This is a genomic window from Pseudomonas sp. YH-1 (assembly GCF_051990045.1).
Classification (GTDB): domain Bacteria; phylum Pseudomonadota; class Gammaproteobacteria; order Pseudomonadales; family Pseudomonadaceae; genus Pseudomonas; species Pseudomonas nicosulfuronedens.
Genome location: NZ_CP178184.1, coordinates 2644800 through 2671166, shown reverse-complemented (window position 1 = coordinate 2671166; position 26367 = coordinate 2644800). Strand labels below are relative to the sequence as shown.

Annotated in this window: 25 protein-coding genes; 16 read left to right on the top strand and 9 right to left on the bottom strand. The window is 65.9% G+C overall.

The window, feature by feature from the left end; all coding sequences use genetic code 11:
- Nucleotides 1-50 precede the first annotated feature (50 nt).
- Complete coding sequence (locus ACKI1H_RS12460; protein ID WP_440468495.1) at nucleotides 51-2591, top strand: penicillin acylase family protein; 2541 nt, start codon at nucleotides 51-53, stop codon at nucleotides 2589-2591.
- Nucleotides 2592-2787: 196 nt separating this feature from the next.
- Nucleotides 2788-3345, top strand: a complete 558-nt coding sequence (locus tag ACKI1H_RS12455; protein ID WP_440468494.1) for an AAA family ATPase — start codon at nucleotides 2788-2790, stop codon at nucleotides 3343-3345.
- Here the strand turns inward: ACKI1H_RS12455 and ACKI1H_RS12450 are convergent.
- Both ACKI1H_RS12450 and dcd read right to left on the bottom strand, forming a co-directional pair.
- A complete protein-coding gene (locus ACKI1H_RS12450; RefSeq protein WP_440468493.1) occupies nucleotides 3319-3909 on the bottom strand; it encodes a hypothetical protein in 591 nt (196 codons plus the stop codon). The genes ACKI1H_RS12455 and ACKI1H_RS12450 overlap by 27 nt on opposite strands.
- 27 nt (nucleotides 3910-3936) lie before the next feature.
- Nucleotides 3937-4503, bottom strand: a complete 567-nt coding sequence (dcd, locus tag ACKI1H_RS12445) for a dCTP deaminase (protein ID WP_017521037.1) — start codon at nucleotides 4501-4503, stop codon at nucleotides 3937-3939.
- A gap of 145 nt (nucleotides 4504-4648) precedes the next feature.
- On the opposite strand from dcd, the gene ACKI1H_RS12440 reads away from it, so the two are divergent.
- Complete coding sequence (locus tag ACKI1H_RS12440) at nucleotides 4649-5143, top strand: rod shape-determining protein (RefSeq protein WP_138520744.1); 495 nt, start codon at nucleotides 4649-4651, stop codon at nucleotides 5141-5143.
- Nucleotides 5144-5147: 4 nt separating this feature from the next.
- On the opposite strand, the gene ACKI1H_RS12435 is transcribed toward ACKI1H_RS12440, so the two are convergent.
- A complete protein-coding gene (locus ACKI1H_RS12435) occupies nucleotides 5148-5762 on the bottom strand; it encodes a hypothetical protein (RefSeq protein ID WP_440468492.1) in 615 nt (204 codons plus the stop codon).
- 15 nt (nucleotides 5763-5777) lie between these two features.
- Nucleotides 5778-6872 carry an iron-sulfur cluster carrier protein ApbC gene (gene apbC, locus ACKI1H_RS12430; RefSeq protein ID WP_440468491.1) on the bottom strand — a complete coding sequence of 365 codons (1095 nt, stop codon included), beginning with the start codon at nucleotides 6870-6872 and terminating at the stop codon, nucleotides 5778-5780.
- 289 nt (nucleotides 6873-7161) lie between these two features.
- On the opposite strand from apbC, the gene metG reads away from it, so the two are divergent.
- Genes metG through ACKI1H_RS12405 form a run of 5 tightly spaced genes read left to right on the top strand, consistent with a single transcriptional unit; the run spans nucleotide 7162 to nucleotide 11881 of the window.
- Nucleotides 7162-9198, top strand: coding sequence for a methionine--tRNA ligase (metG, locus tag ACKI1H_RS12425; RefSeq protein ID WP_440468490.1), 2037 nt, complete (start codon nucleotides 7162-7164; stop codon nucleotides 9196-9198).
- Nucleotides 9199-9233: 35 nt separating this feature from the next.
- On the top strand, nucleotides 9234-10031 hold the full coding sequence (locus ACKI1H_RS12420; protein ID WP_440468857.1) for a DUF4349 domain-containing protein: 798 nt from the start codon (nucleotides 9234-9236) through the stop codon (nucleotides 10029-10031).
- Nucleotides 10028-10357: a hypothetical protein gene (locus tag ACKI1H_RS12415; RefSeq protein WP_440468489.1), complete on the top strand. Its 330-nt coding sequence runs from the start codon at nucleotides 10028-10030 to the stop codon at nucleotides 10355-10357. The genes ACKI1H_RS12420 and ACKI1H_RS12415 overlap by 4 nt, the downstream gene beginning before the upstream one ends.
- Complete coding sequence (locus tag ACKI1H_RS12410) at nucleotides 10357-11472, top strand: glutathionylspermidine synthase family protein (RefSeq protein WP_440468488.1); 1116 nt, start codon at nucleotides 10357-10359, stop codon at nucleotides 11470-11472. Before ACKI1H_RS12415 ends, ACKI1H_RS12410 begins: the two co-directional genes overlap by 1 nt.
- A 10-nt stretch (nucleotides 11473-11482) precedes the next feature.
- Entirely contained in the window at nucleotides 11483-11881 is a 399-nt protein-coding gene (locus ACKI1H_RS12405; protein ID WP_138520737.1) for a DUF350 domain-containing protein, read from the top strand.
- Here the strand turns inward: ACKI1H_RS12405 and ACKI1H_RS12400 are convergent.
- Nucleotides 11875-12405 carry a hypothetical protein gene (locus ACKI1H_RS12400; protein WP_440468487.1) on the bottom strand — a complete coding sequence of 177 codons (531 nt, stop codon included), beginning with the start codon at nucleotides 12403-12405 and terminating at the stop codon, nucleotides 11875-11877. The two genes, ACKI1H_RS12405 and ACKI1H_RS12400, sit on opposite strands and share 7 nt — an antisense overlap.
- Before the next feature lie 208 nt (nucleotides 12406-12613).
- Here ACKI1H_RS12400 and rsxA point away from each other — a divergent pair, with 208 nt between their 5' ends.
- From rsxA to ACKI1H_RS12360, 8 genes are all read left to right on the top strand, one after another.
- Nucleotides 12614-13198, top strand: a complete 585-nt coding sequence (gene rsxA, locus ACKI1H_RS12395; protein WP_138520735.1) for an electron transport complex subunit RsxA — start codon at nucleotides 12614-12616, stop codon at nucleotides 13196-13198.
- Entirely contained in the window at nucleotides 13195-13749 is a 555-nt protein-coding gene (rsxB, locus tag ACKI1H_RS12390) for an electron transport complex subunit RsxB (RefSeq protein ID WP_440468486.1), read from the top strand. Before rsxA ends, rsxB begins: the two co-directional genes overlap by 4 nt.
- Nucleotides 13746-16067 (top strand): electron transport complex subunit RsxC, encoded by a 2322-nt coding sequence (gene rsxC, locus ACKI1H_RS12385; RefSeq protein WP_440468485.1) that lies wholly within the window; start codon nucleotides 13746-13748, stop codon nucleotides 16065-16067. Before rsxB ends, rsxC begins: the two co-directional genes overlap by 4 nt.
- Entirely contained in the window at nucleotides 16067-17107 is a 1041-nt protein-coding gene (locus ACKI1H_RS12380; protein WP_440468484.1) for an RnfABCDGE type electron transport complex subunit D, read from the top strand. Before rsxC ends, ACKI1H_RS12380 begins: the two co-directional genes overlap by 1 nt.
- Entirely contained in the window at nucleotides 17104-17739 is a 636-nt protein-coding gene (gene rsxG, locus ACKI1H_RS12375) for an electron transport complex subunit RsxG (RefSeq protein ID WP_440468483.1), read from the top strand. The genes ACKI1H_RS12380 and rsxG overlap by 4 nt, the downstream gene beginning before the upstream one ends.
- Nucleotides 17732-18445, top strand: a complete 714-nt coding sequence (locus tag ACKI1H_RS12370) for an electron transport complex subunit E (RefSeq protein WP_440468482.1) — start codon at nucleotides 17732-17734, stop codon at nucleotides 18443-18445. Before rsxG ends, ACKI1H_RS12370 begins: the two co-directional genes overlap by 8 nt.
- Nucleotides 18442-19080: an endonuclease III gene (gene nth, locus ACKI1H_RS12365; RefSeq protein ID WP_037016056.1), complete on the top strand. Its 639-nt coding sequence runs from the start codon at nucleotides 18442-18444 to the stop codon at nucleotides 19078-19080. Before ACKI1H_RS12370 ends, nth begins: the two co-directional genes overlap by 4 nt.
- A 107-nt stretch (nucleotides 19081-19187) precedes the next feature.
- Nucleotides 19188-19370, top strand: coding sequence for a PA3496 family putative envelope integrity protein (locus ACKI1H_RS12360; RefSeq protein WP_017521020.1), 183 nt, complete (start codon nucleotides 19188-19190; stop codon nucleotides 19368-19370).
- 164 nt (nucleotides 19371-19534) lie between these two features.
- Here the strand turns inward: ACKI1H_RS12360 and ppnN are convergent, their stop codons facing one another.
- The 4 genes from ppnN to ACKI1H_RS12340 all read right to left on the bottom strand — a co-directional run bounded on the left by ppnN (nucleotide 19535) and on the right by ACKI1H_RS12340 (nucleotide 25999).
- Entirely contained in the window at nucleotides 19535-20929 is a 1395-nt protein-coding gene (ppnN, locus tag ACKI1H_RS12355) for a nucleotide 5'-monophosphate nucleosidase PpnN (RefSeq protein ID WP_280054383.1), read from the bottom strand.
- A 305-nt stretch (nucleotides 20930-21234) separates the two neighbouring features.
- The gene (locus tag ACKI1H_RS12350) at nucleotides 21235-22476 is read right to left on the bottom strand and encodes an HlyD family type I secretion periplasmic adaptor subunit (RefSeq protein WP_246084819.1); all 1242 of its coding nucleotides are present in this window, start codon (nucleotides 22474-22476) and stop codon (nucleotides 21235-21237) included.
- Entirely contained in the window at nucleotides 22473-24581 is a 2109-nt protein-coding gene (locus ACKI1H_RS12345; RefSeq protein WP_138520728.1) for a type I secretion system permease/ATPase, read from the bottom strand. The genes ACKI1H_RS12350 and ACKI1H_RS12345 overlap by 4 nt, the downstream gene beginning before the upstream one ends.
- Nucleotides 24578-25999: a TolC family outer membrane protein gene (locus ACKI1H_RS12340; protein WP_138520727.1), complete on the bottom strand. Its 1422-nt coding sequence runs from the start codon at nucleotides 25997-25999 to the stop codon at nucleotides 24578-24580. Before ACKI1H_RS12340 ends, ACKI1H_RS12345 begins: the two co-directional genes overlap by 4 nt.
- Nucleotides 26000-26367: the final 368 nt, after the last annotated feature.

The following is a 26367-nucleotide window of genomic DNA, read 5'->3' as shown; positions in this document are numbered from 1 at the left end:
GCTTCAAGCATCCCATTTCAAGCGACCTCTTTTGTGCAGGAGCACACCCCATGGCCCCGCGAGCCTTCCGCCGGCTTCCCAGCTTCGGCCTTGCCGCCACCGTCACTGCCGCTGTCAGCCTCACCGGCTGCCAGGGCTGGCTCAACGACCGCTACTCGGGCAGCCTGCCGCCGAGCTACGGCGTGCAGCCGATCAAGGGCCTGGCGGACAATGTGTCGATCCGCCGCAACAGCCTGGGGATGCCGCTGATCGAGACCAGCACCTTCCACGACGCGCTGTTCACCCTGGGCTACGTGCATGCCAGCGACCGCATCAGCCAGATGGTCGGCCTGCGCCTGATGGCTCAGGGTCGCCTGTCCGAGATGGTCGGCCCCGGCGCCCTGGAGACCGACCGTTTCATGCGCACGGTGAACCTGAAGAAAGCCGCCGATGCGCTCTATGCCGGCTCCTCGCCACGCCTGAAGCGCTTCTTCGAGACTTACGCGCGCGGCGTCAACGCCTACCTGTACCGCTACCGCGACAACCTGCCGATGGACCTGGCCGAATCCGGCTACCGTCCCGAGTACTGGAAAGCGGAAGACTCCGCACTGGTCTTCAGCCTGTTGAACTTCGGTCTGGCGGTGAACCTGCAGGAGGAGATCGCCTCCCTGGTACTGGCGCAGAAAGTCGGCGCCGACATGCTGCCCTGGCTGACGCCGATCTACCCGGACGAAGCGCTGCCCTTCGAGGAAGCCGAGAAACTCAAGGGCCTGCGCCTGGACGGCAGGATTGCCGGTCTGGAACAACTGGACAAGGCCGCGGGCCAGATCGCCGCGCTGCAGATGATGGGCGTCGCCGCTTCCAACAACTGGGCCATCGCCCCGCAGCGTACACGCAGCGGCAAGAGCATCCTGGCCAACGACACCCACCTGCCGCTATCCATGCCCTCGGTGTGGAACTACGTGCAGATCCGCTCGCCCAAGTACAACGCCGCAGGTGTTTCCATCGCCGGTGTGCCGGGCGTGGTCGCCGGCTTCAACGGCAAGCTGGCGTGGGGCATGACCATGGTCATGGGCGACAACCAGGACCTCTTCCTCGAACAGGTGAAGCGCCAGGGCAGCAAGCTCTACTACCTCGCCGACGGCCAGTGGAAGCCGGCCATCGAGCGTAACGAGACCTTCTTCATCAAGGGCCAGAGTCCGGTCCGCGAGGTCATCTACGAAACCCGCCACGGTCCGCTACTCAACAGCGCGTTGGGCGAGCGCAAGCACGACCTGCAGCCGCTGCCGCTGTCCAGCGGCTACGGCATCGCCTACCAGAGCATCCAGAACGAGACCGACCGCACCCTCGACGCCTTCTTCGACCTGTCCCGAGCGAAGAACGTCGAGCAGGCCTTCGACGCCACCCGCGATGTGCGCGCCATGGCGCTGAACATCGTGTTCGCCGACGAGAAGCACATCGGCTGGCAGGTCACTGGGCGCTTCCCCAACCGCAAGGAAGGCCGCGGCCTGCTGCCCTCTCCCGGCTGGGACAGCCGCTACGACTGGGACGGCTATGCCGACCCGATCCTCCATCCGTCCGACCAGGACCCGCAGCAAGGCTGGCTGGGCACCGCCAACCACCGCAGCGTACAGCCGGGCTATGGCGCGCAGCTGTCCAGTTCCTGGTACTACCCGGAGCGCTACGAACGCATCGCCCAGCTGGCTGGCGGCAGCAAGAGCCACGACTACCGCAGCATGATCGCCATGCAGTACGACCAGACCACGCCCTTCGCCGGCAAGCTGCAGTCGATGCTGGACGCGCCGGGCATGGCTCAGCCGCTGAAGAAAGCCATCGACGCCCTGCCCGCCGACCAACGCGCCCGCGCCCGCGAAGCGCTGGACCGGATCATGGCGTTCGACGGCAAGCTCTCGGCTACCTCCGGCGACGCTGCGCTGTACGAAGCTTTCCTGCAGGAAAGCACCAAGCAGATCTTCCTCGACGAACTGGGCCCGGAGGACAGCCCGTCCTGGAAGGCCTTCGTCGAGACCGCCAACCTCTCCTACTCGGCCCAGGCCGACCATCTGCTGGGGCGCGACGACAGCCCGTTCTGGGACGACACCCGCACACCGCAGAAGGAAGACAAGCCGGCGATCCTCGCCCGCAGCCTGGCCGCCGCCACTGCCTTCTGCGAGCAGAAGCTGGGCAGCGACCGCCGTGCCTGGCAGTGGGGCAAGCTGCACACGTACGAGTGGGTCAGCGACAGCACCAAGATGGCGCCCAACCTGAGCGCCAGCGAGCGAGCCAGCCTCGGAGCGATCAAGGGCTACCTGGATCGCGGCCCCTACCCGGCCGGCGGCGACCACAGCACCCTGAACGTCTCGGCCTACCATTGGGGCCAGGACTTCAATACCTGGCTGATCCCGGCCATGCGCATCGTCGTCGACTTCGGCCAGAGCGAGCCGATGATCGGCCTCAACAGCAGCGGCCAATCCGGCAACCCGGCCAGCCCGCACTACGCCGACGGCATCGACGCCTGGCTGAAGGGCAACTACATGAGCTTCCCCTTCCAGTCGCAGAACCTGGAGAAGGTCTACGGCGTGAAACGCCTGACGCTGGTGCCGGAGAAGTGATGATCTGAAAAATATTTCCGGGGGACGGGAACTTCACTTCCGCCCCGGGATCAGAATTGTCGACTTACTCCATGATCATATTCAGGCACCCTCTGGGTGCCTTTCTTTTTTCCCCGCTCCGATTCCGCCGCACCTCCCTTCGCACCCCTTCCCCGGCCGGTACTCCCTCGCATCCTTTCCTACAGGAGTCATCGCCATGTCCGAATCCCTCATCGTCATCACTGGCGGCCCAGGCGCCGGCAAGAGCACTTTGCTCGACCATCTGCACCGGCATCACGGCCTGAACGTCGTCGAGGAAGGCGGCCGCGCCATCATCCGCGAGCAACTGGCCTGTGCCGGCGATGCACTGCCCTGGGCAAACCGGGAGGCCTTCTGCCAGGCGATGTTCGACCACGCGCGGACGACCCGCGAGCGAGCGCTCGAAGCAGGAGGGCTGTGGCTGTTCGATCGCGGCCTACCGGACGTGCTGGGCTACGCGCGGCTCTGTGGCCTGTCGATTCCCGAACCCCTGGAAACCGCTGTCCAGGATCTGCGCTACAGGCGGACCGTGTTCCTGGCACCGGCGTGGGAGGCCATCTACCGCAACGACGCCGAACGCCGGCAGGACTTCAGCGAAGCGCAGCTAACGGCGGCAGCCATGGCCGAGGTGTACGAGGGGTTGGGGTATCACATCGTGCAATTACCGCTCGCAGGTCTGGAGGAGCGAGCGGCCTTCGTGCTGGAAGTCCTAGGGACGGCCCATCACGCCCATTGAAGCCGCGGCGGCCTGTGGCTCGGGAATGCTCACGCTGAGTGACACCACGACCTGACGGCTCTCGCCGCGAATGCCGTAGTCGTCGGAGTTTCCATAGCCGACCCAGATATCGCTGCCGTTACGCACCCGGACATCGGAAAGCTCGTCACCGTCGCCATCCAGGGTGTTGAACCACTCCCCCGTGGCACCACGCTCCTGGCCCAGATGCAGTTGGCCGTCGACGGCGAAAGTCAGCGGGTCCTTGCCAGGCTCGACCTGATCCAGCCAGCCAAGGAACAGCGAGGGTGTGAACTGGCTGTGCAACCAGCAGCGAACCTGCGTGAGACGCTGGCCCTTGAACACCAGCAGGGTGGAGTTACCGTAGAGCAGGCCCTGCTCGCCACCGCGCATCGGCAGGCGCGCCGTGGGCTCGCCGAGACGTTCGACGAATTGGTTCAGGGGAGCGTTCGACGGCAGGCCAAGCACTTCGCCACCCGGGGTGACGTTGAGTTCGGCTGCCGCCAGTTGGCCGCTGGCGCCCAGCCACAGGGCGCAAAGCAGGCCCCGCAGTCCTTGCGAGGTCATGTCCGTTTTCTCTTGATTAAGGCTCGATCAGGCCTTGGGCAGGGTAACGCCGGTCTGGCCCTGGTACTTGCCGCCGCGATCGCGGTAGGACACTTCGCAGGCTTCGTCCGACTGCAGGAACAGCATCTGCGCCACGCCTTCGTGGGCGTAGATTTTCGCCGGCAGGTTGGTGGTGTTGGAGAACTCCAGGGTCACGTGGCCTTCCCACTCCGGTTCCAGCGGGGTGACGTTGACGATGATGCCGCAGCGCGCGTAGGTGCTCTTGCCCAGGCAGATGGTCAGCACGTCGCGCGGGATGCGGAAGTACTCGACGGTGCGGGCCAGGGCGAAGGAGTTCGGCGGGATGATGCAGACGTCGCTGTTGATATCCACGAAGCTCTTCTCGTCGAAGTTCTTCGGATCGACCACCGCCGAGTGGATGTTGGTGAATACCTTGAATTCGGCGGCGCAGCGTACGTCGTAGCCGTAGCTGGAAACACCGTAGGAAATCACCCGGCTGTCATCGGCACCACGAATCTGACGCTCGACGAACGGCTCGATCATGCCGTGTTCCTGAGCCATGCGGCGAATCCACTTGTCCGATTTGATGCTCATGGCGGGTGTCCTGTGCGGCGGTTGAAAAAAGAAGGCGAATCTTACCGGGCGTCACAATTTCCGGCAAAGGGTGCGGCCGGATGGTCGACGCTCGAGCGTGGATTTGCGTACCCTGCGGCGCATCGACTCATGGAAGAGCCCGCACATGCTTGATCATTTTTCGTCCACCCTGTACCTGAAACTCTCCCGCCAGTGGATCAGCGGCGTGGCGCTGCCGTCCGGCGAAGCCTTCGGCGAACCACCCCTGCTGGCCCTGCGCTACGAGGATGGCAAGCCAAGAGTCCTGGCGGCCGGCGAGGCCGCCCAGCAACTGCGAGGCCAGGAGGGCATCGAGATCGTCAACGGCTTCGATCATCCCCGCTCCCTGCTGGCCAATTTCTCTTTCGCCGAGATGACCCTGAAGTTGCTGGTCGGCCGACTCGCGCCCAAGTCTCTGCTCAAGGCCGCGCCGGTGTTGATCCTGCACCCTCAGGAGCTACTTGAAGGTGGCCTGACGCAAGTGGAAGTCCGGGGGCTGTACGAGCTCTGCCGCGGGGCCGGGGCGCGCAAGGTCCGACTCTGGACAGGACGCGAGCTCACCCTGGACGAATTACGCAGCGGTCAGTTCCCTGTCGGTGCCGGGACGGAATGGTTTCCATGAACCTTCAGGGCAACCAGTCCGTGCGCAGCTTGCGCCGGTCCACCGAGAAACGCAGCCAGTCTTCGGCGTAGCCGTCGGCACAATCGCACTCGGCACCCGGCACGGCCTCGCGCACCAGGCGCAGGTCGACGCCTTGCGGCGACTGGCGCAGCACCAGGCTGGCGGTTTTCAGCAGGCCTTCCACTGCACCGGGGTCGCCCAGGCGCTTGTCCACCACCTGCAGGGTGACGAGGTCCAGCAGCAGTACATCCACCACCGGCAGGCCGGGGCGGTTGTCGCGCACCACAAGCAGCAGGCCGAGGCCGTTGCCCATGTCCAGTAGCGGCACTGGGTCGCAGGCACTGATCGGACGACCGAGCAGGCCGGTGGCGTGGTAGAGGGCTGGCGGCAGTGGCAGGGTCAGGCGGGAGCCGTCGGCCCGGCGCGCCTGCACAACCATGTCATCGTCGAAGGCATCGCCCGAGGCAGAACGGAAGTCCAGGGTCACCGGCTGTCCGTCTATCACGCACTGCGCCTGCCAGTTGGCGGAATCCTCGTCGGCGCCCCAGGCCACCGAGCCGGTGAGGCCCAGGCACGCCGCCAGCAGCCAGCCGACGGCGCGTTTCGCATCCTTGCGCATGGCAGTCCCTGCGGATCAGTCGTCGCTGATGGAGATGTTCGGCATGTCCGGCGCGGCCTTCTCGCTCAGGGCGATGCGGGCGCCGACGCAGCGGGCCATTTCCTGGTAGATCATCGCCAGCTGGCTTTCCGGGTCGGCGATCACGGTGGGCTTGCCCCCGTCGGCCTGCATGCGGATGGCCATGGACAGCGGCATCGAGGCCAGCAGTTCGACGCCGTACTGCGCGGCGAGCTTCTCGCCACCGCCTTCACCGAACAGGTGTTCGGCGTGGCCGCAGTTGGAGCAGATGTGCACGGCCATGTTCTCGACCACGCCCAGCACCGGGATGTTGACCTTGCGGAACATCTCCACGCCTTTCTTGGCGTCGAGCAGGGCCAGGTCCTGCGGCGTGGTGACGATCACCGAGCCCGCCACCGGGACTTTCTGCGCCAGAGTCAGCTGGATATCGCCGGTGCCCGGCGGCATGTCGATGACCAGGTAATCCAGGTCGTTCCAGGCGGTCTGGGTGATCAGCTGCAGCAGCGCGCCGGAAACCATCGGGCCGCGCCAGACCACCGGGGTGTTGTCGTCGGTGAGGAAGGCCATCGACATGACTTCCACGCCGTGGGCCTCCAGCGGGATGAACCACTTCTGCTCGCGGATCTTCGGCCGGGTGCCTTCGGGGATACCGAACATGATGCCCTGGCTCGGGCCATAGATATCGGCGTCCAGGATGCCGGCCTTGGCACCCTCGCGGGCCAGCGCCAGCGCGAGGTTGGCGGCGGTAGTGGACTTGCCCACGCCGCCCTTGCCGGACGCTACGGCGATGATGTTCTTGACGTTGCTCATACCCGGCACCTGGGCCTGGGCCTTGTGCGCGGCGATGTGGGTTTCCACCTTGACCTGGGCCGAGTCGACGCCGTCCAGCGCTTCCAGGGCCATCTGCACGGTCTGCGCCAAGCCGTTCTTGAACAGGCCAGCGGCGTAGCCCAGCTCCAGAGTCAGCGAGATGCGCCCGCCCTGGATGTCCAGCTCGCGCAGGTAGCCGGCTTCCAGCAGGTTCTGGCCGGTGTGGGGGTCGTTGATCTGGCGGAGGACGGCCTCCACCGTGGCACGGGTAACGGCGCTCATGGGTACTCCCGATGAAAGACTGAGCAGAATAGGCGGGCATCTTACGCCTCTCGCCGCCGCCTTGCTCGGGATCATCAGGGGTAGGCGGGGTTCGCGAGCACGCTCGCTCCTACAGCCCAGGCTCGTGCGAGGCAGCTTTTCGTAGGAGCGAGCTTGCTCGCGAACAGCCCGAGCGCCTGATGCTCAAAGGTGAATCAGCCCTTACAGCCAAGCGGACCACGGATGAAAATTTCGCCCCGCCCCTATATAGTTGCCGATTCCCTCGTTTTAACCGGAACGGCCGATCATCATGTCCGAAGCCCGCAAGATCCTCGTCACCAGCGCCCTGCCCTACGCCAATGGTTCGATCCACCTCGGTCACATGCTGGAGTACATCCAGACCGACATCTGGGTTCGCTTCCAGAAGATGCGTGGCAACCAGGCGGTGTACGTGTGCGCGGACGATGCCCACGGCTCGGCCATCATGCTGCGCGCCGAACGCGAAGGCATCACCTCCGAGCAACTGATCGACGGTGTTCGCGCCGAACACATGGGCGATTTCGCCGACTTCCTGGTGGAGTTCGACAACTATCATTCGACCCACTCGGAAGAGAACCGCGAGCTGTCCTCGGCCATCTACCTGAAGCTGCGCGACGCCGGCCACATCGCCACCCGTCCGGTGACCCAGTACTTCGACCCGGAAAAGCAGATGTTCCTGGCCGACCGCTTCATCAAGGGTACCTGCCCCAAGTGCGGCACCGCCGACCAGTACGGCGACAACTGCGAAGCCTGCGGCGCGACCTACGCACCGACCGAGCTGAAGGACCCGAAATCGGCGATCTCCGGCGCCACCCCGGTGCTCAAGGAGTCGCTGCACTACTTCTTCAAGCTGCCTGACTTCCAGGCCATGCTGCAGCAGTGGACCCGCAGCGGCGCCCTTCAGGAGTCGGTGGCCAACAAGCTCGCCGAGTGGCTGGATTCCGGCCTGCAGGAGTGGGACATCTCCCGCGACGCCCCCTACTTCGGCTTCGAGATTCCCGACGCGCCGGGCAAGTACTTCTACGTCTGGCTGGACGCGCCGATCGGCTACATGGCCAGCTTCAAGAACCTCTGCGCGCGCCGTCCGGAGCTGGACTTCGACGCCTACTGGAAGCAGGGTTCCGACGCCGAGCTGTACCACTTCATCGGCAAGGACATCGTCAACTTCCACGCACTGTTCTGGCCGGCCATGCTCGAAGGCGCCGGCTACCGCAAGCCGACCGCGCTGAACGTGCACGGCTACCTGACCGTCAACGGCCAGAAGATGTCCAAGTCGCGCGGGACCTTCGTCAAGGCGCGCACCTACCTGGACCACCTGGACCCGGAATACCTGCGCTACTACTACGCCTCCAAACTGGGCCGCGGCGTGGACGACCTCGACCTGAACCTCGAGGACTTCGTACAGAAGGTCAACTCCGACCTGGTCGGCAAGGTGGTCAACATCGCCAGCCGTTGCGCCGGCTTCATCCACAAGGGCAACAGCGGCCTGCTGGTGGACGCCAACCCGGCGCCGGAACTGGCTCAGGCCTTCCAGGCCGCCGCACCGAGCATCGCCGCTGCCTACGAAGCCCGTGACTTCGGCCGCGCCATGCGCGAGATCATGGCCCTGGCCGACCAGGCCAACGCCTGGATCGCCGACAAGGCGCCGTGGGCCCTGAACAAGCAGGAAGGCAAGCAGGACGAGGTCCAGGCCATCTGCGCCCTGGGCGTCAACCTGTTCCGCCAGCTGGTGATCTTCCTCAAGCCCGTGCTGCCCAAACTGGCCGTTGCCGCCGAAGCCTTCCTCAACGTCGCCCCGCTGAAGTGGGCCGACCACGAGCAACTGCTGGCCAACCACCAGCTGAACCCGTTCAACCCGCTGATGACCCGAATCGAGCCTGCGAAAATCGAAGCCATGATCGAAGCCTCCAAGGAAGACCTCCTCGCCAGCGCCCCGAAACCCACTGGCAACGGTGAGCTGACCAAGGACCCGCTGGCCGCGGAAATCAACTTCGACGCCTTCGCCGCCGTCGACCTGCGCATCGCGCTGATCGAGAAGTGCGAGTTCGTCGAGGGTGCCGACAAGCTGCTGCGCCTGTCCCTGGACATCGGCGACGAGAAGCGCAACGTGTTCTCCGGCATCAAGAGCGCCTACCCGGACCCGAGCAAGCTCGAAGGCCGCCTGACCCTCTACGTGGCCAACCTCGCCCCGCGCAAGATGAAGTTCGGCGTCTCCGAAGGCATGGTCCTGGCTGCCGGCCCCGGCGGTGAAGAAATCTACCTGCTGAGCCCCGACAGCGGTGCCAAGCCGGGTCAGCGCGTCAAGTAAGACGCCCCGTCACGGCAAGGAGGCCATCGATGAAACTGAAGTACTGGGCAGCGCTCGTCCTGAGCGCCGCCCTCGCCGGCTGCGGCGCTCCCTCGGAGCACGTCGCCGGCTCCGGCGCCGCGTTCCAGGGGGAGGCGGCGAAAGCCGGTTCCTTCCTCGCCTATGAACACCAGGTCGGCATCCGCCTGGCCAGCGAGCGCATCGACGCTCAACTGGCCGCCTCGCGCGATGCCTGCACTCAGGACCGCTTCGGCTCCTGCGAGCTGATCGCCATCGAGCAGAGCGGCGACAGTCAGATGCGCAATGCGCACCTCGTCGTGCGCATCGTCCCCGAAGGCGTGGAGAAACTCGTCACCCTCGCAGCCGTTGGCGGGCAGCTGCAAAGCCGCCGCACCCAGGCCGAAGACCTCGCCCAGGCCGTCAGCGACAACCAGCAGCTGCGCGACCGGCTGGAGCGCGAGTACCAGACCCTGCAGAGTTTCCAGGGCCGCAAGGACATGAGCGTCAGCGACCTGCTGGCCCTGGCCAAGGCCACCGCCGAGGTCGAGCAGCAACTGCAGGCCGCTCGCCAGGATTCCGCCCAGCAACAGCGGCGCATCTCCACCAACCTGCTGACCCTGGACTTCTCCAGCGAATACCAGCCCACCGGCCGCTGGTCGCGCATCGGCAAGGCCTTTGGCAACTCGCTCGACGAACTCACCGACGGCACCGTCAACGCCATCCAGGTGGCCGCCTTCGGCTTGCCGCTGCTGGTCGTGCTGCTCATCACCGGCCTGATCCTGCGCTGGCTGTGGCGCAAACTCGGAACCCGGCGCTCCGCGAAACCCGCATGAAGAAATCCAATATCGTCTTCACCACCCTGCTCACCGGCGGGGTGCTCTACAGCGTGCTGCACCACAACCCGGTGTACCGCGACCTCTACGCCAACCGCGAAGACTGCCTGAAGGACTGGGGCAACACGCCCAATGCCTGCGAGCCGGAGTCCACCAGCAGCAGCGGCGGCAGCTACATCGGCAGCAGCTCCGGGCGCTATCGCGGGCCGAGCTACGAAGACGGTTCGCGACCGAAGACCGCGCAGACCTACCAGGTGCAATCGCGCCAGCTGGTCACCCGTGGCGGATTCGGCCACTCCGGCGCGCGTTTCTCCGGAGGCGGCTGATGCGTCGCCTGGCCATGACGCCGCGCGCCGACTGGCGCGAACGCTGCGAGGCGGTCGGTTTCACCTTCCACAGCATCGACGGCCTGTACTGGGACGAATCGGTGGCCTACGAATTCAGCCTCGAACAGATCGAGACGCTGGAGGCCGCCAGCGAAGACCTGCACCAGCGCTACCTGGATTGCGTGGAATGGGTGATCCGCACCGGCCACTTCGAGCCCTTCCAGCTGCCAGCGGGTGCCCGCGAAGAAATCATCCGTTCCTGGAACCGCGAGGACCCGAGTCTCTACGGCCGCTTCGACTTCGCCTGGACCGGCGAGGGCCAGCCAAAGATGCTCGAGTACAACGCCGACACCCCCACCGGCCTGCTGGAGGCCAGCGTGGTGCAGTGGCAGTGGCTGAACGACGTGAACCCGGCTGCCGACCAGTTCAACTCGCTGCACGAGAAGCTGATCGCGCGCTGGAGAGCCATCGCCCCGGACGGACTGCTGCATTTCACCGCCATCGAAGGCCATGAGGAAGACACCGGTAACGCCCTCTACCTGCTCGATACCGCGCACCAGGCCGGGCTGCCCACGCGCTACCTGCCGCTGGAATTCATTGGCCACCACGCCGGGCGCGGCACCTTCATCGACCAGTACGAGCAGGACATCCGCCACTGCTTCAAGCTCTACCCCTGGGAATGGCTGTTGCAGGACAGCTTCGCCGAGCACCTGGAGCGCAGCGCCATCCGCTTCCTGGAGCCGGCCTGGAAGCTGCTGATGTCGAGCAAAGCCATGCTGCCGATCCTCTGGAAGCTCAACCCGGACCACCCCAACCTGTTGCCGGCCAGCTACCACCAGGACATCCCCGGCGCGTACGTGCGCAAGCCGCTGTATTCCCGCGAGGGCGAGAACATCCGCATCGTCGCCGGCGACCTGCGGCTGGAAAGCGACGGCCCCCATGCCAACGCCCCCTGCATCTACCAGGGCTACGCACCGCTGGCCAACCACGAAGGCAACTACGCAGTGCTCGGCTGCTGGGTGATCGACGGCCAGGCCGCCGGCCTGGGCATCCGCGAGGACGCCAGCGCCATCACCCGCGACAGCAGCCGCTTCGTCCCCCACTATTTCGTCTGAAGGATCCGCCATGAACCTGCTGCAGACCCTGCCCAACTTCCTCGCCTACTTCGCTTCGGCCATCGGCCTGTTCGGCCTGTTCACCAGCCTCTACATCCGCCTGACGCCTTACGCGGAAATCCAGCTGATCCGCCAGGGCAACCTCAGCGCCGCCGTGGCGCTGGTCGGCACCCTGCTGGGCTTCGCCCTGCCGCTGGCCAGTGCCATCGCCCACAGCGTCAGCCTGGGCGACATGCTGATCTGGGGCGTGATCGCCATGCTGGTGCAGGTACTGGTGTTCCTCGGCCTGTCGCGCCTGGTGCCGGAGCTCAAGGGCGGCATCGAAAGCAACACCCTGGCCCACGGCGTTTTCCTGGGCGGGGCCTCGCTGTGCGTGGGGCTGCTCAACGCCGCCTGCATGACCTACTGAGCGTCCTCGCAATCGACGTCGCCACCGCCCAGGTGCTCGAAGCCTTCCAGGTAGAGACACGAAGCATCCGACGCACAATCCTGCAGCGAGGCGTTGCTCAGGTTATCCCGCGAGGTGGGGTCTTCCAGGCTCACCTGGGGAAAGATGTCGGCCACCTCCTCCGCGGTCATGATCCCGCTGAAGGTGACGTTGACCGATTGCAGACGGCCGTACTCCCAGTCCAGGTCAACCGCCGCGATGCGCGGATCAAGCTGGCGCACCAATGCTTCGGGCAACTGCGGGCCGGCATAGCTGAGGTCGGTGTTATGGCAGGCGTCACCCCAGTTGCTCAGCTTCCTGCTGGCGGCGCAGCTGAACTGCGCATCGGCGTGCCCCGTGCGTTGCTCCAGCAGGCAGGCAAAGTCGGCGACATTCATGCGCGGCCAACTGACCAGGTCATCCGTGGTGATGGGTGCGGCCGAAGCCAGGCCACTGGTGAACAGCAGGCAAAGGGCAGTGAAGCGTCCGGGCAGGGTTTTGCGCATCGCGACTTCCGTGAGGGGAACCGATCAGGTTCGGCAGCCGCCGATATTCCTCCCTCCGCCCCTGGCACCGCAACTGATTTCGGGGAGGTACAATTACCTACTTCGCCTCCTGTATCAGACCTATGCCCCTTCGCCGCCATCACCCCGCTGACCATCGGCCTCCGAGCATGATCCACCGCTCCTCGCGCCCGGCTGCGAGTACCCGGCCATGACCGAACTCGCCGTGATCCTGGTCAGCGCCATCCTGGTCAATAACTTCGTGCTGGTGCAGTTCCTCGGCATCTGTCCGTTCATGGCCGTGTCGCGCAAGATCGAGACCGCGCTGGCGCTGGCCCTGGCGACCACCTTCGTGCTCACCCTCGCCTCGGCGTTGAGCTACATCCTGCAGCGCTACGTGCTGCAACCACTGGACGTGGAGTTCCTGCGCACCATCGGCTTCATCCTGGTGATCGCCCTGGTGGTGCAATTCACCGAACTGCTGGTAAGGCAGACCAGCCCGCTACTGGCCCGCACACTGGGCATCTTCCTGCCGCTGATCACCACCAACTGCATCGTGCTGGGCGTGGCGCTGCTCAACGCCCGCAAGGCCGAATTCGGCTTCCTGCAATCCACCTTCCAGGGCTTCGGCGCCGGGCTGGGCTTCACCCTGGTGCTGGTGCTTTTCGCCGCCCTGCGCGAACGCATCGCCATCGCCGACGTGCCCAAGCCGTTCCGCGGCGCGGCCATCGGCATGATCACCGCCGGGCTGATGTCCCTGGCGTTCATGGGCTTCAGCGGACTGCTCAAGCCATGATCGCGGCGCTGCTGATCCTTTTTGTTTGCCTCGCCGGCACCGTGGCTCTACGCCAGGTTTCGGCGCGAGTGAAAGTCGCGGGTGAACCCATCGCCAGGCAGATCAACGACCTGCTGCCGCAGACTCAATGCGGCCAGTGCGGCTACGCCGGCTGCAAGCCCTACGCCCAGGCCATCGCCGAAGGCGACGCGATCAACAAATGCCCGCCCGGCGGTACCGCGACCATCGCCGCCCTCGCCGAGCTGCTGGACGTCGACCCCCTACCGCTGGACGCCGCCGAAGCGACACCGCTACGCGTGGCCTACATCCGCGAGGCCGAGTGCATCGGCTGCACCAAGTGCATCCGCGCCTGCCCGGTGGACGCCATCGTCGGCGCGGCCAAGCTGATGCACACAGTGATAGTCGACGAATGCACCGGCTGCGACCTGTGCCTGGAACCCTGCCCGGTGGACTGCATCGAGATGCGCGACCTCCCGGTGCGCGTCACCGATTGGAAATGGCCGCTGCCGCAGGATCGTCTGATCCGGACCGACCGGGAGCAGGCGGCATGAACGCGCAGGTCGGGAGCTTTCCCGGTGGCCTGAGCCTGCCGGCCAACAAGCAGCAATCCACTGCCCTGCCAATCCAGCAGCCGACACTGCCACGCCGCCTGGTGCTGCCGTTGCAACAGCACATCGGCGCGCCTGCCGTGCCCTGCGTCGTTGTCGGCCAGCGCGTTCTCAAGGGCCAACTGATCGCCGAGACCGGCGGCGCCATCGGCAGCACGCTGCACGCACCGACTTCCGGCACCGTGGTCGAGCTGAGTGAGCAACCCTATCCGCACAGCTCCGGCCTGTCGGCGCCCGCGATTGTCATCGACAGCGACGGCGCGGAGGAATGGGGCGAGCTCCTGGCTGAGCCCGAGTATGCGTCCCTCTCCGCAGTCGACCTGCTGGAGCGCATTCGCCGGGCGGGTATTGCCGGCCTCGGCGGCGCCGGCTTCCCCACTGCCGCCAAGCTGGCCTCCCGCGCGCAGGACGATCTGCACACGCTGATCATCAACGGTGCCGAGTGCGAGCCGTACATCAGCGCCGACGATCTGCTGATGCGCGAGCGCGCCGCCGAACTGGTGGAAGGCATCGAGGTGCTGATGCACATCCTCCAGCCACAGCAGGTACTGCTAGGCATCGAGGACGACAAGCCCGAGGCCATCGCTGCCGTGCAGGCCGCCATCGGCGAACGAGCGATCCGCCTGCAACCGATCCCGACCCGCTATCCGTCCGGCGGCGAGCGCCAGCTGATCCAGGTTCTCACCGGCCGCGAAGTACCCTCCGGCGGGCTGCCGGCGGACATCGGCATGCTTTGCGTGAACGTCGGCACCGCCGTCGCCGTGGCCGACGCCGTGCTGCGCGGGCGGCCGCTGATCTCCCGCATCACCACCCTGACCGGCGCCGCACTGGCGCGCCCGTGCAACGTCGAAGCGCTGATCGGTACGCCCGTCGGCGAGCTGCTGGACTTCGCCGGCCTTGACCGTGCCAAGCTGGACCGCCTGCTCCTCGGCGGCCCGCTGATGGGCGACAGCCTGCCGTCGCTGGACGTGCCGCTGATCAAGACCGCCAACTGCCTGCTGGCCGCCACGAGCGAAGAGCTGCCGGCGCCAGAGCAGGCGTTGCCCTGCATCCGCTGCGGCGATTGCGCGAGGGTCTGCCCTGCCAGCCTGTTGCCCCAGCAGCTGTACTTCTTTGCCGAAGACCACGACCAGCTGATTGCGCACAACCTGTTCGACTGCATCGAGTGCGGCGCCTGCGCCTACGTCTGTCCGTCGAGCATTTCGCTGGTGCAGTATTACCGTGCGTCCAAGGCCGATATCCGGGAGCTGGAACAACGCCAGCTGAAAGCCGAACAATGGCGCCTGCGCTTCGAGCACCGCCAGGAGCGTCTGCGCCGGGAAGAAGAACAACGCTCCGCAGACCGCCTGGCCCGCCAGGAGCGTGCGGCACGCGTGCAGGAAGACCAGCCCGAAGCCGAAACGCCCTCCGCGCCAGCCGCGCAGTCGGTGATCGAGCGGGTCAAGGCCGAGAAATCCGTGGGCAATGCGCCCGACCAGCTCAAGCGCCTGAAGATCGAGGCGAGCATGGCCCAGGTCGCGCTGAAGAAAGCCGAAAAGCAACTGACCGCCCACGACACCGAACAGCTGCGCACCCAGGTCGCCGAACTGCGCATCGCCGCCGAAGAGGCAAAAGCCGCGCTGGCGACTGCCGAAATGCAAAGTGCCAGCACGGAGCCGGCCCCCACTGCCGCTTCCGCCACGGGCGAAGCGGCGCTGAAAAAAGCCAGGATCGAGGCTGCGATGGCCCGGGCGCAGCTGAAGAAGTCCGAGAAAGCCTTCGGCGAATCACCCAACGACGAGCAGCGCGCGACCCTTGCCTCCTTGCGCGCAGACGTCGAACGCATCGAGCGCCAACTCAACCCGTTGCAGGGGAACGCCATGCCGACCGACCCGAAAACCGAGCAGCCTGTCGACGGTGTTCTAGCCCTGCGCCAGGCCAAGCTGGCCTACATCACCCAGCGCGATGCCCTGCGCGCCGCTGAGCGCGAAGGTGCCTCCGCCGAAGCGCTGGAAGCGATCCGCCAGACGCTCAGCGCCGCAGAAGCTGCCCTGCACGCTGCCGAGGACGCCAGCGGCAAAGCGCCGCCAGACCTCGTGCGAACCGACAAGCGCCCGATCACCGATGCCCTGCGCGCCGCCAAGACCGAACTGGCCTACGCCCGAGCCGACCTGAAGAAGCTCGAACGCGAAGACGCCGACGATCAGGCCCTGGCCACGGCCCGCGAGCGCCTGCACGCGGCGGAACGTGCCGTTGCCGATGCCAGTGGGGAGGCCCCTTGATGAAGCTGCCACGCATCAGCTCGCCCCACGCCACCGGCACGAACCGCACGCAGAGAGTCATGCTGACCCTGCTGGCCGCTTGCGCTCCAGGCGCGTTGGTGCTGATCGGCCTGTATGGCGTCGGCACGCTGTTCAATCTGTTCTGGTGCAGCCTGCTCGCTCTCTCCACCGAAGCGCTGATGCTCAAGCTGCGCGACCGCCCGGTGACGTTTTTCCTTAAGGACGGAAGCGCACTGGTCACCGCCGTTCTGCTCGCCCTCGCCCTGCCGCCCTACTCGCCCTGGTGGTTGAGCGCAGTCGCCACGGTGTTCGCGCTGATCTTCGGCAAGCACCTGTATGGCGGCCTCGGGCAGAACCCGTTCAACCCGGCGATGGTCGGCTACGCGGTGGTGCTGGTGTCCTTCCCGCAGCTGATGAGTCAGTGGCCGGCACCGGACAGTGCGCTGGGGTTCGGCGAAGGCCTGCGGCAGATAGCCGGTTTCGCCAGCCAGGGCCCGGACGCCTGGGTTGGCGCCACGGCACTGGACGTGGTGCGCAACAACCACAGCCTGACCATGGAAGAACTGCTGGCGCAGTCGCCTGCCTTCGGCAGCGTCGGCGGGCGCGGCGTGGAGCTGGTCAACCTGGCCTTCCTCGCCGGCGGGCTGTTCCTGCTCTGGCGCAAGCTGTTCACCTGGCACGCGCCGGTAGGCATGCTCGGCGGGCTGTTCGTCATGAGCCTGCTGTTCTGGAACGGTAGTGGCTCCGATTCCCACGGCTCGCCCCTGCTGCACCTGTTCAGCGGGGCGACCATGCTCGGCGCCTTCTTCATCGTCACCGACCCGGTTTCCGGCGCCACCAGCAACCGCGGCCGGCTACTGTTCGGCATCGGCGTCGGCGTGCTCACCTATGTGATCCGCGCCTGGGGCGGCTACCCGGACGGCGTGGCCTTCGCCGTGCTGCTGATGAACCTCGCCGCGCCGACCCTCGACTACTTCACTCGACCGCGAACCTATGGGCACAAGAAGCCAGAACGAGGCTTCAAGGCGGGTGATCGATGAACCGCGAGCTGCTCAAGAGCATCCTGGCGCTAGGCCTGGTCGCGCTGATCGCCACTGGCGTGGTGGCGACCGTTCACCAATTCACCGCCCAGCGCATCGACACCGCACAGCGCGAGTTTCGAGGCCGTTCAGTGCTGGAGCTGCTGCCCAAGGCCAGCTATGACAATCATCCGCTGGAAACCGAAGTCGGCGCTTTCGATCCCAAACTGCTGGGCCGCGACGAGCCAGCACCTGCCTACATTGCCCGACTGCAGGGCCAGACCACGGCAGTGATCCTCCAGCCCATCGCGCGGGATGGTTACGGCGGCTCGATCCAGCTGCTGGTGGGCGTGACCGCGCAAGGCCGGCTGCTCGGTGTGCGAGTCGTGGCACACCACGAGACACCCGGCCAGGGCGACCGTATCGAACTGGGCAAGAGCGACTGGCTGCACGGCTTCGACGGCCGCTCGCTGAACAACCCGGCCGACGCCGGCTGGAAGGTGAAGAAGGACGGCGGCCAGTTCGACCAGTTTGCCGGCGCCACCGTCACCCCGCGCGCGGTGGTCAAGGCCACGCATCTGGCACTGCAGTACTTCGATGCACACAAGGCCGAGCTGCTCGCCCCTGCTGCTTCGGGAGTCCAGCATGAATAATCCCGGCTACCGCGAAATCGCCCTGCAAGGCCTTTGGAAGAACAACCCCGGCCTGGTGCAGTTGCTCGGCCTCTGTCCGCTGCTGGGCACCAGCAGCTCCATGGTCAATGCCCTCGGCCTGGGGCTGGCGACGGTCTTCGTGCTGGTCTGCTCCAGCGTCATCGTGTCGCTGATCCGCGGCACACTCAGCGAGGCCGTGCGCCTGCCGGCCTTCCTGCTGGTCATTGCCACCCTGACCACCTGCGCCGAGCTGCTGATGCAGGCGTGGCGCTATGAGCTGTACGAGGTGCTGGGCATCTTCGTGCCACTGATCACCATCAACTGCGTGATCCTCGGCCGTGCCCAGTCCTTCGCCTCGACCAACAACGTGGCGCGCTCGGCCTTCGACGGACTGATGATGGGGCTGGGCTTCGCCCTGGTCCTGCTGACCATAGGCACCCTGCGCGAACTGCTCGGCCATGGCACCCTGCTGGCCGGCATGGACCTGTTGTTCGGCCCTGCCGCCGCCGACTGGGAACTGCAGATTCCCGGCTACCAGGGCCTGCTGCTGGCCGTACTGCCGCCCGGCGCCTTCCTGGTGCTGGGCCTGCTGATTGCACTGAAGAACCGTATTGATGAAAGCCTGGCGGGCCGCGCCAAGGCGCAGGCGGGCGACGTACCCGCAACTGAGCGCCAACGCGTCCGCGTGACCGGAGTGATCGAATGAATGCCGCCAAGCGCGCGGAGATTTTCCGCCGACTGAAAGAAGACAACCCCAACCCCGAAACCGAACTGGCCTACAGCTCACCCTTCGAGCTACTCATCGCGGTACTGCTCTCCGCCCAGGCCACCGACGTCGGGGTGAACAAGGCCACCGCCAAGCTCTACCCGGTGGCCAATACCCCGGAGGCGATCTATGCCCTCGGTGTGGAAGGCCTGTCGGAGTACATCAAGACCATCGGCCTGTACAACAGCAAGGCGAAGAACACCATCGAGACCTGCCGCATCCTCATCGAGAAGCACGGCGGCCAGGTGCCGGAAAACCGCGAAGATCTCGAGGCGCTGCCGGGCGTGGGCCGCAAGACTGCCAACGTGGTCCTCAACACGGCTTTCCGACAGCCGGCGATGGCGGTGGACACCCACATCTTCCGCGTCTCCAACCGCACCAATATCGCGCCGGGGCGCAATGTGCTGGAGGTGGAGCGCAAGCTGCTCAAGTTCGTGCCCAAGGAATACCTGCTGGATGCGCACCACTGGCTGATCCTGCATGGGCGCTACGTCTGCAAGGCTCGCAAGCCACAGTGCGGCAGCTGCCGAATCGAGGACCTGTGCGAGTACAAGCACAAGACTTCGGACGATTGAGCGTTATGGGAAAATTCCTTCAGGCCGATTGAAAAAATCTTTTTTACCGCTTACGCCTTTGTCGATATAAGGGGCGCCAACACACCCCGTGTTGTGGAGTGCACCGAATGGCAAACGACAAAGAAGACCTCGAACTCGAGGACGATGTCAGCACTGACGACAGCGATGACGGCGCAGAAGCCACGGCAGAGGTCGCCAAGACCAACCTGACCAAGCGCCGCATCATCGACAATTACCTGGAAGAGCGTCGCCTGCAGCGCCAACTGTCTGACTACGATTTCGATCTGTAAGCCTTCTCCTGAATGTAAGTCCTGAACGCTATACCGACATGAAAAAGCCCCGCATTCTGGCGGGGCTTTTTGTTTTGCGCTCTTCGTAGGAGCGAGCTTGCTCGCGAACACTTCCCGGCGACTCCGATGCTGTGCGGTTCGCGAGCAAGCTCGCTCCTACAAAGTCATACTGCCGCCACGCCGGCTCGCTGCACAACCCGGTAGCACGGCTCGTAAGCCGCTCCACCCGGCAGCTTCATCCGGTGCTGCTCGACGAAGGCCTGCAGCAGCGCATCCAGCGGTTCCATGATGGCCGCGTCGCCGTGGATCTCGTACGGGCCGAACTCCTCGATCATGCGGATGCCGCGGTCCTTCACGTTGCCGGCGACGATGCCGGAGAAGGCCCGGCGCAGGTTCGCCGCCAGCTCGTGGGGCGGCACGTCGCGGCCCAGGTCCAGGCCGGCCATGTTCTCGTGGGTCGGTTCGAACGGGCGCTGGAAGCCCTCGTCGATCTTCAGCAGCCAGTTGAAATGGTAGGCGTCGTTGCGCTCGCGGCGGAACTGCTTGACCTGCTTGAGCCCGGAACTCATTTCGCGCGCTACTTCCGCCGGGTCGTCGATGATGATGCGGTAGCGCTTCTGCGCCGCCTCGCCCAGGGTCGCACCGACGAAGGCATGCAGCTGTTCGATGTAGGCCGCCGCACTGCGCGGGCCGGTGAGCACCAGAGGGAACGGCATGTCCTGGTTCTCCGGGTGCATGAGGATGCCCAGCAGGTAGAGGAACTCCTCCGCCGTGCCGACACCGCCGGGGAACACGATGATGCCGTGGCCGACGCGGACGAAGGCCTCCAGGCGCTTCTCGATGTCCGGCAGGATCACCAGTTCGTTGACGATGGGATTCGGCGCCTCGGCGGCGATGATCCCCGGCTCGGTCAGGCCGATATAGCGGCCGTCGGTGATGCGCTGCTTGGCGTGGCCGATGGTGGCGCCCTTCATCGGGCCCTTCATCACGCCCGGACCGCAGCCGGTGCACACATCGAGGCTGCGCAGGCCCAGCTCGTGGCCGACCTTCTTGGTGTACTTGTACTCGTTGGTGCTGATCGAGTGGCCGCCCCAGCACACGACGATCTTCGGCTCCACGCCGGCGTGCAGGGCGCGAGCGTTGCGCAGCAGGTGGAAGACGTAGTCGGTGATACCGGCCGAGCTGTCGAGGCCGAAACGCCGGCTGTTCAGGGCGTTCTGGGTGTAGACGATGTCGCGCAGGGCGCTGAAGAGCATTTCGCGGGTGCTGGCGATCATCTCGCCATCGACGAAGGCGTCGGCCGGCGCGTTGAACAGTTCCAGGCGCACGCCGCGGTCCTGCTGGTGGATTTCCAGTTCGAAGTCGCGGTAGGCGTCGAGGATGTGCTTGGCGTTATCGATCTGCGTGCCGGTGTTGAGGATGGCCAGGGCACATTGGCGGAAGAGTTTGTAGGTGCTGCCAGAGCCCGCTTCGCTGAGCTGGTGGACTTCACGTTGGGAGAGGGTTTCGAGGCTGCCCTTGGGGCTGACCGAGGCATTGTTTACCGGTCTTGGGGACATGCTGTATTCCTTGACGATGGAAGCCGGGCGCCGTGGCGCGGGCCTTCCGATAAATCGATGCGGCCGTCCATTCGACCGTCACTGCCGGGGGCGTCGCGGCGGGGATTCTCCGGCCCGCAGCGCGCTCCTTCTGACTGTGACAAGCGAATGGCGGAAACTGCTTCCGCAATCGACGCGTCCGACGTCGATGCCTCTTGAGTATGAACGCTGTGGTGACTTTCTGATGACAGCCCGAAAAGAAAAACCCCGCCTGGCTGGCGGGGCTTCCGGGCCATCAATGATGGCCGATTGACGCCACCGGAGACTCAGCGCTCGCGCAGTGCCTCGCGGGCCTTGTTCAGCGGCTTCAACAGGTAGTCGAGGATGGTCTTGTTACCGGTGTGGATATCCACCGTGGCGATCATCCCCGGAACGATGTCGAAGCGCTTGCCGTCCCTGTTGGTCAGGTGATCGACGTCGGTGCGGATGAATACCCGGTAATAGAAGACCTCGCGCTTCACCTCGTCCTGGATGGTATCCGGAGAGATGGTCGTGACCTTGCCGTGCAGGCCACCGTAGATCGAATAGTCGTAGGCGGTGATCTTCACCGTGGCGTCCAGTCCGGGACGGATGAAGGCGACGTCGCGCGGCGAGATATGTGCCTCGACCAGCAGCTTCTCATCGACCGGCACGATCTCCATCAGCTTGCCATCCTGCGGCACGACGCCGCCGACCGTGGTGACCGCGATGTCCTTGACGATGCCGCGCACCGGCGACGTGAAGGTGGTGCGGTGCAGGGCATCCGAGCGGCCACGGGTGACCGAACTTTGTGCCTCGATCTCGGCATTGGCCCTGGCCAGGTCCTCACGGGCCTTGACCACGTACTGGGTCTGCAGCTCGGTGGCCTTGCGCTCCAGCTCGTTGGCCTGGCGCCGCAGGCGCAGCACTTCCACATCGCTGGCGGCGCCACGCGCCACCAGCGGCTGGGTCATCGCCAGCTCGCGACGGACCAGACCAAGGGCGTCATTGATGCCCGCCAGGTTCTTCGCCAGGCTGTCCTTGCGCGAGTGATAGAGCGCCGTCTCGCTGCTCACCAGATCGGGGAATGCCTGGACATCGTCAGGGAAGTTCAGCGGCGTGCCATTGACCTCGGCATATAGCCGTGCGGCCTCGGCCTTGGCGGCGCGCATGCGCGAGGCGCTCTCTTCCACCGCCGACTCGCTGCGGGTGCGGTCGAGCTGGGCAAGGACCTGGCCGGCCTCGACCAGATCGCCCTCGTGGACGTTGAGCGAGACCAGGATGCCGCCCTCGAGGGACTGGATGACCTGTTCGCGCGAGGATGGGACCACCTTCCCGCTGCCGGTGGAGACTTCGTCCAGGGAGAACAGGCTGGCCCACACGGCAAATGCGGCGAGCATGGCTGCGATCAGCCACACAACCAGGCTGGAGCGCGGCAGTGGCGGTTCTGCCGGGGCGCCGCGCTGGTGCGCACGCGGAGTGGAAACCGTGGTCTGCGGGATAGCCGGCGGGACGTCCGCCCTGGCTACCGGGAGCTTGAGATCGGTCATTGGGTCAGCTCCTTGAGAACCTTGTCTTTGGGACCGTCCAGCACCACCCGCCCGTTGTCGACGAGGATGATCCGGTCGACCCATTTCAGGACCGGCATGCGGTGGGTTGCGACCACCAGCGTGCGCGGTGCCATCCACGGGCCCATGGCGTCGATCACCTGGCGCTCGGTCATCTCGTCGAAGTTGGCGGTCGGCTCGTCGAGCAGCACGATGGACGGATTGCGGATCAGCGTGCGGGCCAGCAGCAGGGTCTGGCGCTGGCCGCCGGACAGGCCCTGGCCGCCTTCGAGGATCACCTCGTCGAGTCCATCGGGCAGCGCCTGCACGAAGGACAGCGCCCCGGACAGGGACAGCGCCTGGGTGACCATGGCGTCGCTGGCCATCGGCGCGCCGAGCAGGATGTTCTCGCGGATGGTGCCGTAGAACAGCCTCGAGCTCTGCGGCAGCATGGCCATGTCGCGGCGGACGTCGGCGGTGTCGATCATCGCCAGGTCCAGGCCATCCAGCGAGACGCGGCCTTCCTGCGGGCTGTGCATGCCCGAGAGCAGGTTGAGCAGGGTCGACTTGCCGGAGCCGATGCGGCCGAGGATGGCGATCTTCTCACCGGCGCGGATCTGCAGCTGCGGCACCATTAGCGCCGGGCGCTTGTCGTTGTCGCCGTAGCGGAAGCTCACACCGTCGAGCTGGTAATTGCCGTTGAGTGCCGCGCGGTGAACCCGGCGGGCACGTTCGGGCTGGTCCACCGGGCGGCTCATCAGTTCGTCCAGGCCCTTGCGCGCGACCTTGGCGGTCTGCCAGCGGGAGAACACCGAGGCCATCTGCGCCAGCGGCGAAATCATCCGCGAGGCGAGGATCGACGAGGCCACCAGGGCGCCGGTGGTCATGTCGCCCTGCATCACCAGGTAGCTGCCCAGGGCCAGCACCAGGGCATAGACGATGCCCTGGACTTCCTGGGTCCAGCTCATCAGCAGGCTGGTGAGGAAGCGCTGGCGCATGCTGATGCCGGCGGACACATCGTTGACGTTGTTCCACTGGTTCTGGAAGCGCGCCTCGGCCCGCAGCAGCTTGATGTCCTCGATGCCCTGCACCGCCTCCACCAGCATTGCGTTGCGCAGCGCCGACTCGCGCATGCCTTCGTTGGACAGGCGTTCCAGCGGCTTCTGGATCAGCAGGCCGGGAATCACCAGCAAAGGAACGGCGCCCAGGGCGACGAACACCAGCGGGCCGCCGACCATCCACAGCACCACCAGGAACAGCAGGAAGAACGGCAGGTCAGCCAGTGCCCCGACGGTGGTCGAGGTGAACAGGTCGCGCACCTGATCGATCTCGCGCAACTGCGAGATGAAGGTGCCGGTGGAGCGCGAGCGTGCCGAGTTGCGCAGGCGCAGCGCGCGGCCGAAGACCACGTCGGAGATGCGCAGGTCGGCGCGCTTGCCGACCGTGTCGGAGATATGGGTGCGCGAGACGCGCAGGCAGAACTCGAAGAAGATCGCCAGCATCACCCCGCCGAACAGCACCCAGAGGGTTGCCTCGGAGTTGGCCGGGACCACCCGGTCGTAGACCTGCATGGAGAAGATCACCCCGGCCAGGGCCAGGACGTTGGCCACCAGCGAGGCGAGCATGACGTCGCCGTAGCGCTTCCAGTCGCGCAGGGCGATGCTCCAGAACCAGTTGCGCCGGTACGGGCGGATGTACTGGTCGACGCGCGCGTCGGGCACCGCCACCTGCGGCCGGAGGATCGCCACACGGCGCACCCGTTGGCGGAACTCGTCGACGCCGATGCGGGTTTCCAGGCCCTTGTCACCACTGAACAGCACGCCGAGGTTGCCCTCGCCGTCGATGGTCTGCACGACGCAGACGCTGCCGTCGTCGAACTCTGCCACCAGTGGCAGGCGCCAGGCGTCGAGCAGCTCGACCGAGAGTTTGCCGAAGCGCAGGGCGAGCCCCAGGCTCTTGGCCATGTGCAGCAGCATCAGGTCGGCGGAAGCGCCCTGCTCCCAGGCCAGGGCGACACGCGCGCCCTCTTCGGAGACACCGATGCCGTAGTGGCGGGCGACGGCGAGCATCGCGTCCAGCCAGCGAGCGGATTGCGGAGCGAGGCTCATGGCAGCACCTCCATACCTTGAACGGTGGTGTAGTTCAGGCCATAGAACTCACGGCCACGGCCCTGGGCGTCGACCAGGCCGACCTGGCCCAGCCAGAGGTCATGGCGCACCATTTCCTCGTCGGAGAGTGCCTGGTAGTACTCCTGCTCGGTGTTGAGCAGGTCGAGAATCGAGCGGGTGCCGAGCTTGTACTGCTCGCGGTACAGCTCGCGGGATTCGTCGAGGTTGCGCTTGCGGCTGCCGAGCACTCCCAGGCGCGCGCGGTTGCCGATGATCTGTTCGCGCATATTGCGCATCTGGTCGCTGGCCGACAGGCGTGCGTCCTCGATGCGTTGCCGTGCCGCTTCCAGGGCATTGGTGGCGGCGCGCACCTGGGCACGCAGGCCGCCGCCCTGGTAAAGCGTCGAGGTGAAGTTGAGGCTGATGCTGTTGTCGCTGCCGTGACGCTCATAGGTACTGGGGTTGTCGCCGCTCAGCGCCTTGGTGCTGGCGGCCTCGATACTCACGGTGGGCATGCGGTCGGCCTTGGCGACCCGCAACTGCGCCTCGGCAGTCTGGCGCTCGGCTTCGGCGGCCAGCACATCGGGCAGGATGCTGGTGTCCAGGCGCCGCGCCAGGTCGACGCGGGCGGCCTGGTCGTCGGAGAGCGCGGCGATATCGCCGGAAACCGGGCCACCGACCAGGGTGCGCAGACGCTCCTGCGCCTGGTGGTACTGCGAGCGGATCTGCAACTGGCTGGCACGCGCCGCGTCGACCCGGGCCAGTGCCTGGATCGGGTCGGATCGGCTGGTGACGCCGGCTCCCGCGCGGTCCTGAGTCATGGCATAGACACGCTCCATGGCACTCACCTGCTCATCGGCGATGCGCCCGAGCAGGCGGTAGCGGTGCAGGTCGATGGTCGCCTCGGCGGTCTGCCGGGAAATCAGGTCGATCTGCTTGAGGACCAGCGCCTGCTGCCGGCGCGATTGTGCCTCGGCGCTATCGACGCTGCCGGCGACCTTGCCGAAGTCGTAGAGCAGTTGCGAGACCGACAGTGAGGCAGTCTGGCTGGTGCCGTTCTGGGTGGTATCCCCACGCCCCAGGCCCATTTTCACCTGGGGGTAATAGCCGGAGCGCGCCATGGCGATGCCGTCGCCCTGTTGTGCCAGGGTGGCGATGGCGTCGGCGATGGAGGGGTGGCGGTTGACGGCCATCTGCACGGCCTGATTGAGATCCAGCAGGCGCCGCGCCGCCGGCGCGTCGAGCTCCGGTGTCTGGCGCTGGCCGCCGGTGCGTTCGATCAGCTGGCTGGGTGCCAGGCTGCGCTGTTCGGGGCTGCTGGCACCGAACCAGCCATCATCGAGGACACTGGCGAGCGTTGCGGTGGAGAAACCGGCCAGGCAGAGCCAGGCCAGGGGTCCGAATTTCCAGGCGTTCACCGAGGGCCTCCCGGAGTCAATGGAGGCGCGCCGGTACGGTCTTCCATACTCGTATTCGGGGAACTCGTCCTGGAGTGCCGGCGCGCGTTGGATACGCGACGTTCGTCTGCAGCGCCCGTGGCGGGCGTGGAGAGGTGGGCCTGCTAATGGTCGCCGGGGGGTGACCGGGGAGTGCCCGCTGTAGAAAGAGACCGCTCAGAACGGCCTGTTGCGAATCGTCCGGGCCATTATCCGAAGCCTGCGTCCTGGCAAGAATGAGACGTTTCCTAAACGACAAACGCCCAACCACCGGGAAGCGACGAGCACTCCGGAGGTCAGGCAGAAGAGCCACGGCCTGTGACAAAGCCGAGGGGCGCCGGCCACCCAGC